Annotated in this window: 8 protein-coding genes; 3 read left to right on the top strand and 5 right to left on the bottom strand. The window is 70.1% G+C overall.

Features of this window, described 5'->3' with window-relative positions; translation table 11 throughout:
- From VEC11_RS01645 to VEC11_RS01635, 3 genes are all read right to left on the bottom strand, one after another.
- Complete coding sequence (locus VEC11_RS01645; RefSeq protein ID WP_464128546.1) at positions 1 to 780, bottom strand: SDR family oxidoreductase; 780 nt, start codon at positions 778 to 780, stop codon at positions 1 to 3.
- Positions 780 to 2,789: a M28 family peptidase gene (locus VEC11_RS01640; RefSeq protein WP_464128544.1), complete on the bottom strand. Its 2,010-nt coding sequence runs from the start codon at positions 2,787 to 2,789 to the stop codon at positions 780 to 782. Before VEC11_RS01640 ends, VEC11_RS01645 begins: the two co-directional genes overlap by 1 nt.
- Before the next feature lie 189 nt (positions 2,790 to 2,978).
- The gene (locus VEC11_RS01635; protein WP_464128543.1) at positions 2,979 to 4,622 is read right to left on the bottom strand and encodes a M28 family peptidase; all 1,644 of its coding nucleotides are present in this window, start codon (positions 4,620 to 4,622) and stop codon (positions 2,979 to 2,981) included.
- A 47-nt stretch (positions 4,623 to 4,669) separates the two neighbouring features.
- On the opposite strand from VEC11_RS01635, the gene queF reads away from it, so the two are divergent.
- The 3 genes from queF (at position 4,670) to VEC11_RS01620 (ending at position 8,898) form a co-directional block, all read left to right on the top strand.
- Complete coding sequence (gene queF / locus VEC11_RS01630) at positions 4,670 to 5,119, top strand: preQ(1) synthase (RefSeq protein WP_464128542.1); 450 nt, start codon at positions 4,670 to 4,672, stop codon at positions 5,117 to 5,119.
- 3 nt (positions 5,120 to 5,122) lie between these two features.
- Positions 5,123 to 6,166, top strand: coding sequence for a 2-dehydropantoate 2-reductase (locus tag VEC11_RS01625; protein ID WP_464128600.1), 1,044 nt, complete (start codon positions 5,123 to 5,125; stop codon positions 6,164 to 6,166).
- 62 nt (positions 6,167 to 6,228) lie between these two features.
- Positions 6,229 to 8,898, top strand: a complete 2,670-nt coding sequence (locus VEC11_RS01620) for a M1 family metallopeptidase (RefSeq protein ID WP_464128540.1) — start codon at positions 6,229 to 6,231, stop codon at positions 8,896 to 8,898.
- On the opposite strand, the gene VEC11_RS01615 is transcribed toward VEC11_RS01620, so the two are convergent.
- Together VEC11_RS01615 and VEC11_RS01610 are read right to left on the bottom strand one after the other, a co-directional pair.
- Entirely contained in the window at positions 8,864 to 10,846 is a 1,983-nt protein-coding gene (locus VEC11_RS01615) for an OPT family oligopeptide transporter (protein ID WP_464128539.1), read from the bottom strand. The genes VEC11_RS01620 and VEC11_RS01615 overlap by 35 nt on opposite strands.
- Positions 10,843 to 12,438: a Do family serine endopeptidase gene (locus VEC11_RS01610; protein ID WP_464128537.1), complete on the bottom strand. Its 1,596-nt coding sequence runs from the start codon at positions 12,436 to 12,438 to the stop codon at positions 10,843 to 10,845. The genes VEC11_RS01615 and VEC11_RS01610 overlap by 4 nt, the downstream gene beginning before the upstream one ends.
- Position 12,439: the final 1 nt, after the last annotated feature.

The raw sequence follows: 12,439 nt of genomic DNA, 5'->3' as shown, positions 1-12,439 counted from the left end.
TCAGAGGATGCCGGGGAAGGACCCGCCGTCGATCAGCAGGCTCTGGCCGGTAATGTAGCCGGCCTGGGCCGAGCAGAGGAAGGCGCAGGCGGCGCCGAATTCGTGCGGGCTGCCGAGGCGCTTCGCCGGGATGCCGCGCTCGCGCTCGGCGCGGATCTCGGCCGGATCGCGCCCGGTCTGCTTCGCCGCCGCGGCGACGAAGGAGGCGATGCGGTCGGTGTCGAAGGCGCCGGGGAGCAGGTTGTTGATCGTGACGTTGGCATGAACGACCTGCCGCGCCACGCCGGCGACGAAGCCAGTGAGGCCCGCGCGCGCGCCGCTGGAGAGATCGAGCCCGGCCATCGGCATCTTCACCGAGCCCGAGGTGATGTTGACGATCCGGCCGAAGCGCCGCTCCACCATGCCGTCGATCACCGCCTGGATGAGCTGGATCGGCGCGATCATGTTCGCCTCCAGCCCCGCCAGCATCCCCGCATGGTCGACCTTGCGGAAGTCGCGCGGCGGCGGGCCGCCATTGTTGTTGACGAGGATGTCGACCTCCTCGAACGCGCCGAGCAGGGCGGCGCGGCCCTCCGCTGTGGACATGTCACCGGGGACCGCGACCACCTCCGCGCCCGTCTCCTCCGCAATCTCGTCCCTGACCCGCGCCAGCAGCGCCGCGTCCCGGCCATTGATCGCCACGCGGGCGCCGGCATGGGCGAGCGCGACCGCGCAGGCGCGGCCAAGCCCCTTGCTCGAGGCGCAGACGATCGCGTTCCGGCCTGCAATACCGAGGTCCATCAGCCGCTCACCCTTTCCAGCACGCCGAGGCGCGCGAGCACGTCCAGATATTCGCCGACTTCCTCCGCCGGCACCGGGCCGAGCGTGGCCGTCAGCACGTCCCTGATCTCGCCGACGCTGCGCCTGCCGTCGACCAGGTTCAAAGCCTCATAGCCGTAGCTCGGCCCGTCCCACGCCGGATCGCGCGCGAGCAGGCGCGGCCGGGTCAACCCGGCGCGGGCCAAACGGTCGTCGAACCAGCTATAACCGAAGCCGTTCATCGGCCCGTCGCGCCGGACGCGGCGGTAGACCGGGCCGGAGGGCGTTGCGGGGCGGAGCGCGGGAATGACGCTATCCAGGAAAGCGGGGATCGCCCCGACCGTAATGCCGAAGCGCTCATAGGACTGGATCACGCCCTCTTCCGCTTGGCGATAATGGCGCCAGAGCGCGGCAATGTCCGCCTCGGGAACATTGCCTGCCCGCAGTGCAGCCGCGCGCCGTTCTGTCGCCGCCGCGCGGTCGATCTGGCCGGCGTGGATATTGTCGAGCGCGAGATCCGGTCGGTCCTGGAGGTTCGCGAGATACCAGCCCGACGCGGCGGCGATGAAGATGGCGCGCCTAAGCTTGGTCGGATCGAGATTGCCCGGCAGGTCGCGCTGGGTGTGGATGTAGCGGTCCGGCCAGTCTGCGATGTAGATGACCGGGATCCGGAAGCTGCCCTCGCTCCACACCGTGTGATCGCTGCCTTCGTCGAAGCCGCCGATGATCGCCTGCAGGCCGCGCCGGTCTCCTTCCCGCTCCAGCAGGGGCCAAGGTGCGGCACCGGTGTCGGCGTAGAGCTGAGACTGCTCGTTCACCCAGTGGGCGAAGGCGAAGCCGACGTCGGAGACGAAGCTCGGCAGGCTGGGCGGCGAGCCGCGCACGCGCAGCACCGACTTGGTGATCTCCGTATTGCCGCCAATCATGTCGAGATGGACCGTCGCCAGCGTCCGCCGCCGGAATTCGGGGCGGGCGTTCAGCAGGGCGATGGTCGCCTCGATCTCCGACGGCCAGAGGAAGCGGATCGTCCGCTCCGGCCGCGGCAGGGCGCCGCTGCGGACCAGCTGGCTGAGCGTCCTTGCCACCTCCAGCTCGCCGGCGCAGCCCGAGGCATTGTCATTGGCGCCCGGATTGGGATGGTCGAGATGGCAGGAGAAGACGATCTCCTGGTCCCGCCGGCGGCCGGGAATGATTGCGGTCGGGATCAGATAGGCGCTCGGCTCGCGCCCTGCGTCCACGTTCGCGCGCAGCCGGATCGTCTGGCCGGCGCGCAGCCGCGCCTGCCAGGCTCGCGCGCGGGCGGGCGTCACCATGAACGCGAAGGTCGGGTGCGCGGAGAAGGTCTCGAGATGGCCCCATCTAAGCAGGGTCTCGTCGTCGCCATACCAGCCGGTGCGCTGGTTCTGCGCCCAGGAGACGATCCCCGCCGCGCCGTGACGCCCGATGGCGAGGTCCTGCACCGCCTCGGGCTGGGAGGAGGTGAGGACGAGGCGGCCGCGAACCTCCTTGCCCTCATAGTCCGCCTCGCTCGTCCCCGCGCCGATATCGACCAGCTCCGCGTCGGCCTGGCCGGAGACGCTGTCCTGCGCGAGGCTCAGGGGCTGGTCGGCCCAGGAGGCGATCCGCTCATTGCCCTCCCAGAGCTCGGCCGAGCGCGCGTTCCAGCCGGGCCGCGAGCGCTGGGTGCCGTAGAAGATCGTGCCGTCGGCGGGGAGGGAGATGATCTCGACGCCGTCGAGGCCATAGGCCTGCAGCCGATCGCGGATCGCCTCGGCGGCAGCGCGGAAACCGGCGGAGCCGCGCATGCGGTGGTTGGTGGAAAGGACCCGGACGGTCTGCATGGCCCGCGCGCCGGAGACCTCCGCGGCGATGGCGGTGCCCTGGGCGGGCGGCAGCAGGGGTGGCGCGGAGGACGGGGCGGCCGGAGGCACCGGCTGGGCGGCAGCACTCGCCGCAATCAGCAGCGAAAAGATCAGCGCGCCTGCCTTCATCCAGCCCTCCGTTCCGCGTTCCAGTCCGTCATTGCGAGGAGCGAAGCGCCGAAGCAATCCACATCTGCACGCGCGCGCGCCCTTTAGCCCCTCCCCTTGAGGGGAGGGGTTGGGGTGGGGCTGTTTCTATCGCCCCGCCCTTCACCTGCCCCACCCCCGTCCCCTCCCCTGAAGGGGAGGGGCTGGAGGCTATTCCCGCGCAAAGCGGCGGAAGAAGCTGTTGTCGTTCCAGCGCGGGCGGGCATCCGCATTCGCTACCCGCAGCGCCAGCGCGGCGATGAAGTCGTGCAGGCGGATTTCGTCGTCGGCGAAGACGCGCTGGGAGGAATCGTCCTGCGGGCTGTGATAGATGTCCCGCCGCCAGGCCGCTTCGATCCTCGCTTCCGGCGTTCCCGCGGCGAAGCCGAACTTGAACGCGAGCGAGGGGATGCCTTCCTCGATGAAGCTGTACTGGTCCGAGCGGACGAAGGAGTTGCGCTCCGGGAAGGGATCGGGCGCGATCGGCAGGCCCATTTGCGCGCCGACCGCGCTGGCGTCGGGGCCCAGGCTGCTTTCCTCGAAGCCGAGCGTGGTGATCGAGCGGAGCGGAAAGAGCGGCAGCGCCATGTCATAATTGAGATCGGCGACGATCGAGCTGCGCGGCACCGTCGGCGAGCGCGCGAACCAGCGCGAGCCGAGCAGTCCTTTCTCCTCGCCGCTCACCGCGACGAACAGGATCGAGCGGCGCGGCCGCGCGCGCTCGGCGCGGTACTTGCCGGCAATGTCGAGCAAGGCGGCGACGCCCGCCGCATTGTCGAGCGCGCCATTGTAGATGCGATCGCCGTTCACCGGCGAACTGATCCCGAGGCCGTCCAGATGGGCGCTGAGCAGGACATGCTCACCGCGCAGCCGCGGATCGCTTCCGGGGAGGCGGGCGACGACGTTGCGCGTCTCGACGGCGCGGGACGTGGTGACGGGCCTGGCGATGAACCGCCAGGTGAGCGCCCCGCCGGCAATCGGACGGCCAGCGCGCGCCGCGGCGGAAATCGCGGCGAAATCCTGCCCCGAGCCGGCAAACAGCCGCGCGGCCGAGGCGGGGTTCAGCACTGCGGTCAGGAACGGCGAGCGCAAGGTCCGGACCTGCGGATCGGCCGGATACATCCCCGGCATGGTCGCGATCCGGCTCGCCGCCGACCAGTTCTGCTCGCTCGCGCCGAGCGGGTTGACGGTGATCACGCCGACCGCGCCCCGCTCCTGCAACTGGCGGGCGCGATCGGCGCGCGCGTGCGATTTGAGCGCGCCGGAGAGGCGGTCGGGGCCCTGCCCGTTCACGACCACCGCGACCTTGCCGCGGAGATCCAGTCCGGCGAAATCATCATGACCGGCCTCGGGCAGGTGAAAACCATAGCCGACGAAGACCAGAGGGGCGTTGACGCGCTCCGGGGGCGGGCCGCCCGTGGCGCGGAAATAGATGTCGCCGGGAATGGAGAGTGGCTCCGAGGTATCGATCAGCGCGCGGGTCGGCGCCGCGCCGGCCGGCCGTATCCGGGCCAGCGCCGCGGTGGACGCTCCGAGGTCGAAGCGCCGCTCCTCCAGCCGGACCGCCTGGAAGAAGGTGCCGTTCTCGCCCGCCGGTTCGAGGCCCAGCTCGCGGAAGCGTCGGGCGACGAGCTCGGAGGCGCGGCGGTGGCCCTCGCTGCCCGCCTCGCGCCCTTCCATGGAGTCGGCGGCAAGCGTGGTGACTGTCGCCCACCAAGCCCTGGCCCGTTCGGAGCGGGGCGCGGGCGCGGCATTCTGGGCGGAGGCGATGCCGGCGGCGGCGAGCAGCGGAAGCAACAGGAAAGACAGACGCATAGCCGCCTCCTAGCGCCCCGCTGCGCGACTCGCTAGAGACACGCCGGATGGATGATCTGACTCATCTTGGCCGCGCCAGCGCCCTGCCCGCTTCCCCCGGGGAGGCGGTGCTGGACTATGTGCCCAATCCACGGGCAGGCGCGCTCTACCTGGTCCGCTTCGCCGCGCCCGAATTCACCTCGCTCTGCCCGGTCACCGGCCAGCCCGATTTTGCGCATCTGGTGATCGATTATGCGCCGGGCGAACGGATCGTCGAATCCAAGTCGCTGAAATTGTTCCTGGGCTCATTCCGCAATTATTGCGGCTTCCATGAGGACGTCACCGTGGGCATCGGCCAGAGGCTGGCCAGTGAGATGCAGCCCAAATGGCTTCGCATCGGCGGCTATTGGTATCCGCGCGGCGGCATCCCGATCGATGTCTTCTGGCAGAGTGGCGAGGCGCCCGCGGGCCTCTGGGTGCCGGACCAGGGCGTGGCCGCCTATCGAGGAAGGGGCTGAACCCTGCCCGACGGTCCCAAGATCATCGTCCACGGCGCCGGCTCGATCGGCTGCTATGTCGGCGGCCTATGGCTTGCGGCCGGGCTCGACGTCAGCTTCCTCGGCCGGGAGCGGCTGAAGCAGGAGATTGCCGAGCACGGCCTCGCGGTCAGCGACACGCAGCGCTTCTCCGTCCGCTTCGATCCCGACCGGATCAGCTTCGAGACCAGGCCGGCGGCGCTGCGCAAGGCCGACATCATCCTGCTGACCGTGAAGAGCACGGGCACCGAGGCGGCGGCGCGGGAGATTGCCCGCCATGCCAAGGGCACGGCCACGGTGATCAGCCTGCAGAACGGCGTCTCCAACCCGGACGTCCTGCGCAAGCGCCTGTCGCGCCAGACCGTCGTCCAGGCGATGGTCCCCTATAATGTCGTCCATCTCGGCCCCGGCCGCTGGCACCGCGCGACCTGGGGCGACCTCGTCGCCGAGGACCAGGAGACGACCCGCGACCTCGCGGCGCGGATCGGCGACCGGCCCGGGCGGCTGCTGCTGGCGAAGGACATGCAGGGGGTGGCCTGGGGCAAATTGCTCCTCAACCTCAACAACGCGATCAACGCCCTGTCGGGCACCACCTATCTCGCCGAGCTGCAGCAGCGCGACTTCCGCCGGGTCTTCGCCGCCGCGATCATCGAGACGCTGGCGCTGCTCAAGAAGAAGGGGATCAGGCCGGCCAAGATCGGCAAGGTCGGCCCGGAGCTGCTGCCGCACGTGATCGGCGCGCCCGACTTCGTGTTCAACAAGCTGTTCCTGAAGGTGCAGAAGATCGACCCCAAGGGCCGCGGCTCGATGGCCGACGATTTCGACGCCGGCCGGGAGACCGAGATCGACTGGCTGAACGGCGAGGTGGTGCGGCTGGCGGAGGAGCTGGGCGAGAAGGCGCCGGTCAACGCGGCGATCGTCGAGCTGGTGAAACAGGCCGAACTGGGCGTGCAGCGGACGTGGAGCGCGAAGCAGCTCTGCGAGCATATTCTCGGCGGCCACAAGAAGGTGAAGGGCTTCGGCTACTGAGAATTTGACACTCGCCCGGGCGCGGCGCATCCCCCGCCCGGGCTCGTAAAAAAGGCAAAGCCATGCGCCCGTTCTCCCTGTTTTCCGTTTCCGCTTTCGCGCTCGCCGCTGCGATCGCCGGCGCGCCCGGCGCCCCTTCGCTGGCCCAGCCGGCGGCGCGGCCTCCCGCCGCCGCGCAGGTGCCGAGCCAGCTGCCGCGCAACGTCCGCCCGCTCCACTACCGGATCGCCGCGACTCCAGACGCCGCGAACCTGCGCTTCACCGGGCGCACGGACGTCGACATCCAGGTGCTGGAGGCGACCGACCGGATCACGCTGAACGCCGTCGACATGCGCTTCGGGGAAGTGTCGCTCGGCGGCGGCAGCGGCGCGGCGCCGCTCGCCCTCAACCCGACCGACATCAGCACCGACGAGGAAGCCCAGACCGCGACCTTCCGCTTCGCGCGCCGGATCGCGCCCGGGCGCTACCGGCTGACGATGAACTATACGGGCAGGATCTACACCCAGGCGGCGGGCCTGTTCGCGCTCGATTATGCGGCGGAGGGCGGCCAGAAGCGCGCGCTCTTCACCCAGTTCGAGGCGCCGGACGCGCGCCGCTTCTTTCCGGGCTGGGACGAGCCGATCCACCGCACCCCCTATGATCTGAGCGTCACCATCCCCGCGGGCCAGCAGGCGATCGGCAACATGCCGGAGGCGCGGCGGACGCGGAATGCCGACGGCAGCGTCACCATCGCCTTCCAGCGCACGCCGGCCATGTCCTCCTACCTGCTCTTTCTCGCGGTCGGCGAGCTCGACCGGATCACCACGCGGGCAGCGGGCGTCGAGATCGGCGTGGTGACGCGCCGCGGCGCCGGCGAGCAGGGCCGCTGGGCGCTGCAGAGCTCGGCGCGCATCCTGCCCTGGTTCAACCAGTATTTCGGGACGCCCTATCCGCTGCCCAAGCTCGACAATGTCGCGGGGCCGGGGACCAGCCAGTTCTTCGGCGCGATGGAGAATTGGGGGGCGATCTTCTCGTTCGAGAACATCCTGCTCGTGGACCCCGCGATCACCACGCCCGCGCGCCGGCAGCAGATCTTCAAGGTCGCCGCGCACGAAATCTCGCACCAATGGTTCGGCGACCTCGTCACCATGGCCTGGTGGGACGATCTCTGGCTGAACGAGGGCTTCGCCTCCTGGATGGCGACCAAGGCGACCGCGGCCCTGCATCCGGAATGGGAGCCCCTGCTCGACCGGATCGACGGGCGCGAGCAGGCGATCCAGCTCGATTCGCTGCGCACCACTCATCCGGTCGTGCAGCGGCTGACCACGGTCGACCAGATCAGCCAGGCCTTCGATTCGATCACCTATCGCAAGGGCGAGGCGGTGATCACCATGCTGGAGGATTATGTCGGCGAGACCGCCTGGCGGGACGGGGTGCGCGCCTATATCCGCCGGCACCGGCTGGGCAACACCGTCACCGACAATCTCTGGCAGGCGATCGGCCAGGCGGCGCGGCGGCCGATCACCGAGATCGCGCATGATTTCACGCTGCGGCCCGGCGTGCCCCTGATCCGCGTGACCGGCGCGCGCTGCGCCGGCGGGCGGACCCGGGTCACGCTGACCCAGGGCCAGTTCAGCCGAGACGACCCGCAGGCGAACGGCCGCTGGCGCGTGCCGGTGATCGCCGCGGCCGGCGGCGCGCCGGGACGGACCCTGGTCGCGAACGGCGCCGGCACCGCGACCGTGCCGGGCTGCGGCACGCTCGTCGTGAACTACGGGCAGACCGGCTATTACCGGACGCTCTATGCGGCGCCCCTGCTCGCCGCGATCACCCGCAACTTCGCGCGGCTGCGGCCGCTCGACCAGATCGGGCTGCTCGCGGACAATTGGTCATTGGGGCTGGCCGGCTACCAGGATGCCGGCCTCGCGCTCGACCTGGTCCAGGCGGCGCCGGCGAACGGCAATCCGAAGCTGCTGGGCCGGATGGCCGAGATCCTCGGCGATATCGGCGGCATGTATGGCGAGGATCCGGCGCATCGCGAGATGCTCGCCCGCTTCGCCTTCGCCAGGCTCGAGCCCGCCATGCGCCGGCTCGGCTGGAACGCGCGGCCCGGCGAGCCCGCCAACGACGCGGTGCTCCGCAACGAATTGATCGCCACGCTCGGCGCGCTGGGCCACCGGCCGACTTTGGCCGAGGCCAATCGCCGCTTCGCCGCGAACGACCCGTCGGTCACCGCCGGCCCGCTGCGCACGACCATCCTCGCCATCGTCGCCTTCAACGCCGACGAAGCGACCTGGGAGCGGCTTCGGCTTATGGCGCGGGACGAGCGCAACCCGCTCGTCCGCGTCCAGCTCTACCAGTTGCTCGGCGCGGTCCGGGACGAAAGGCTGGCCCGCCGCGCGCTCGAGCTCGCGCTCAGCGACGAGGTCGGCGCGACCAACAAGAGCCAGCTCCTGTCCGCGGTCGCCGGCGAGCATCCCGACCTCGCCTTCGACTTCGCGGTGCGCAACCGGGAGCGCGTCGAGGCCTTCGTCGACGCCTCCTCGCGCTCACGCTATTTCGCGGCGCTGGCGGCCGGCTCAGCCGATCCGGCGATGGTCGGCAAGCTGGAGGATTATGCGCGGCGCCATATGAGCGCCCAGTCGCGCGGCGCCGTCGACCGCGCGATCGCCGGGATCAGGGACCGGATCCGGGTGCGGACCGAGCGCCTGCCGCAGATCACGCGCTGGCTGGAGGCGCGGCGGGGGGCGTAGCGGAGACGCGGCGGGTATAGCGGTAGAGCGCGTAGAGCATCGCCCCGAACAGGACGACGCTTCCGAGCTCCGCAACATGCTCATAGCCCTCGGGGAGAAGGCCCTCGGGCAGGCCGAACCGCGCGACCCAGCCGGCGAAGGCCACGTTCGCGAGGCTGTCGCCGACGATCAGGCCAGTGGCGAGCAGCACGCCCATGCGCTTGGCGAAAGCGGGATTGGCGGTCCGCTCAGCACGCTTGTCGTACAGCCAGCCAAGCACCGAGCCGATCGCGATCGGCACGGTGACGGCCATCGGCAGATAGATGCCGATGCCGATGGCGAGCGGCGGCAGGCGCAGCAACTTCGCCTTGCCGAGCAGGGCATCGACGATGATCGCGACCACGCCGGTCGCAACGCCCATGCCGATCATTTTCCAGTTGAGGTCGCCGCCCAGGACACCGTTGGCGATGGCGGAGATCAGCCCGGCCTGCGGCGCGGCGAGCGCCTGCGGCCCTGCGCCGGGCTGCCCGGCGAAGCCGTAGGTCGACGCGAGCGTGTTGAGGATGGGCGGGATCACCAGCGCACCGAAGATCACGCCGTAGACCAGGGCCACCTGCTGCCGCCAGGGCGTCGCGCCGACCAGCTGGCCGGTCTTCAGGTCCTGCAGATTGTCGTTGGAGATAGTGGCGATGCCGAAGACGATCGCGGTCGTGAAGAGCGCGTAGGCGATCAGGGCCCGCTGCTCCTCGCTGCCGCCACCGCCGAACAGCCAGCCGAGCAGCAAGGCGGCGGACAGGATGGCGAGGATGCCGATGCCGGAAATGGGGCTGTTCGAGGCGCCCATCAGCCCCGCCATATAGCCGCAGACCGACGCGATCACGATGCCGGCGACGAGCACGAAGATCAGGGTAAGCGGGATGATGCCGCCCGCCCGATCCGCCAGCGGCGTGGTGCTCAGGAACTGCCAGAGCAGCCAGGAGATCGGGATCAACATGAGCAGGATGACCGCCGCCACCCGCCCGATCGGGATGTCGCGCTCGACCAGCGGCAATTCCTCGCCCCCGATACGCTTGCCCGAGGCGGCGAGCGCGCCCTTGATGCCCTTGAGGATCGGGCCGAGCAGCTTGAGCAGGGTCCAGATCGCCGCGATCCCGATCACACCCGCGCCGAAGAAGCGGACGTCCGAGCGGAAGATGGTGCCCGCCACGTCGGCGGCCGGCCCTTCGACGCCTGCGGTGAGGATGGGCAGCAGGATGAACCAGCCGATGATCAGGCCGCAGAGATTGGCCATGCCGACCGAGAGACCGACCAGATGGCCGGCGCCGAACAAAGCATAAGAGAGGCCGCCGGCAACGCCCGTCGAGGACGCGCCGATATGGAAGAACCAGGAGACTTCCTCGGCCAGCAGGCGGGTCTTGGCAACGAGCGTGAAAGCGCCCGCGGCGAGCGAGTTCAGGATGATGAGCTTCAGCCCGATCCGGTTCTCCGCATCGCCCTCGCGGGAGCCGGCGCCGACCTTCAGCACCTCGGCCGCGGCCACACCTTCCGGATAGGGCAAAGGCGTATCGACGACGAGCGCGCGGCGCAGCGGGATGGAGAACATCACGCCCAGGATGCCGCCGGCGGCAGTCGCCAGCGCGGTCGTCCAATAGGGAAAGCCGCTCCACCAGCCGACGATGACGAGCCCCGGCAGGACAAAGATGATCGCCGCCAGCGTGCCCGCCGCCGAGGCGATGGTCTGGACGATATTGTTCTCGAGGATGTTCGAGCCGCGGAACATCCGCAGCACCGCCATCGAGATGACGGCGGCGGGGATCGAGGTCGCGAAGGTCAGCCCGACGCGAAGCCCGAGATAGACGTTCGCAGCGGTGAAGACGAGCGTGATGGCGCCGCCGAGCAGGACGGACCTTACCGTAAGCTCCTTCAGCGAGGAACCGCTCTGGGGGCCCACCCGAGCGGCGTCGCTCACGGCTGGCGCGGCGTCGCCGGCGCTGCCTGCCGGCTCAGCTCAACGCCCACATAAGCTGGCGGGCCGTTGCCGCGCTTGACCCGAAGCAGCACGGTGTTGCGCCGCGCCCGGCGCGCCGCCTCGATCACCGCCGCGGCGGCCTCGGGGGTGGCGACCGCGGCATTGTCGATCGACAGGATGACGTCGCCCGGCTGCAGCCCCTTCTGGCCGGCGTCGCTGTTCGGATCGACGGTGCCGACGACGAGCCCGTTCACCCTCGTATCGGTGATCCTGAGCTGCTGCCGGATGGCCGGCGTCAGCGCCTGGAGCGCGAGGCCGAGGGCCGACTGGGTCGCCCGCTGGCCGGCCGACTGGGTCTCGGCCGGCTTGCCGCCGGCATCGCCGCCGTCATTGGCGTCATTATTGTCATCCGTGCCGTTCAGCCGGGCCAGCTCCTCGTCGGTCGGACGCGAGGCGATCGCGACATTCACCGTCTGGCGCTGGCCGTTGCGGATCAGCTCCATCGGGATGCGCGCGCCGATCGCCTGACGGGAGACGAGATAGGCAAGCGTCGAATCGGGCGTCACCGGCTGGCCGGCCACCGAGATGACGACGTCGCCCTCGCGGATGCCGGCGCGATCGGCCGGGCCGCCCGGCGTGACCGAGCGGATCAGCTCGCCGCGATTACGGTCGAGGTTCAGCGCCGCGGCGAGACCCTCGTCCAGATTCTGCAGCGCCACGCCGATATAGCCGCGCTGCACGCGCTGGCCGCGGCGGAGCTGCTCGACCACCGGCGCGACCTGCTCGGCCGGAATGGCGAAGCCGATGCCGACATTGCCGCCGGTCGGGGAGATGAGCGCCGTATTGATGCCGATCACATTGCCGTTGATGTCGAACATCGGGCCGCCCGAATTGCCCGAATTGATCGAGGCGTCGGTCTGGATGTAGCGGTCATAGAGCCCGGCATTGATGTTGCGGTGCACCGCCGAGACGATGCCGGCGGTGACGGTGCCGCCGAGGCCGAACGGATTGCCGATCGCGACCACCCAGTCGCCCACGCGGGTGCGGGTCGAGTCGCCGAAGCGGACGAACGGCAGCGGTCCGCGCGGATTGACCTTGAGCACGGCGATGTCGGACGCGGCGTCGCGGCCGACCACCTCGGCCTCATATTCGGTGCGATCGGAGAGGGTGACGGTGATCTGCTCGACCACCGCGTCCGGCCGGGCCGGCGCCACGACGTGGTTGTTGGTGACGATATAGCCGTCGGCCGAGATGATGAAGCCGGAGCCCAGCGAGCCGCCCCGCTGCGTCACCGTGCCGTCGCCACCCTGGCCGCGATTGGGCACCTCGCCGCCGAAGCGGCGGAAGAAATCCTCGAAGCCCGGGGGCAGCTGTTGCTGCCGGACCGTGATCGACTGGCGGGTGGATATGTTCACCACCGCCGGCTGCAGGCGTTCGGCGAGCGTCGCGAAGCTCTGCGGTGCGCCCGGCGGAGGGGCCGCCCGGATCATTCCGGGTTCGTTTTGCGCGGTCTGCGCCCCGACGGGGTTGCTCAGGGTCGCCGCCGCGCCACCGATCAGGATGGCGGCCGTAATCCCATAGACGTAACGCACG

This window comes from Allosphingosinicella sp. (assembly GCF_035626655.1).
GTDB lineage: Bacteria > Pseudomonadota > Alphaproteobacteria > Sphingomonadales > Sphingomonadaceae > Allosphingosinicella.
Note: the sequence above shows the minus strand (reverse complement) of the source record. Positions and strands in the feature narration are given on the sequence as shown.

Excerpts from the sequence above, each read along its gene's own strand:
- VEC11_RS01645 (WP_464128546.1), bottom strand. The coding sequence starts at position 780 with ATGGACCTCGGTATTGCAGGCCGGAACGCGATCGTCTGCGCCTCGAGC.
- VEC11_RS01640 (WP_464128544.1), bottom strand. The coding sequence starts at position 2,789 with ATGAAGGCAGGCGCGCTGATCTTTTCGCTGCTGATTGCGGCGAGTGCT.
- VEC11_RS01635 (WP_464128543.1), bottom strand. The coding sequence starts at position 4,622 with ATGCGTCTGTCTTTCCTGTTGCTTCCGCTGCTCGCCGCCGCCGGCATC.
- queF (WP_464128542.1), top strand. The coding sequence starts at position 4,670 with ATGGATGATCTGACTCATCTTGGCCGCGCCAGCGCCCTGCCCGCTTCC.
- VEC11_RS01620 (WP_464128540.1), top strand. The coding sequence starts at position 6,229 with ATGCGCCCGTTCTCCCTGTTTTCCGTTTCCGCTTTCGCGCTCGCCGCT.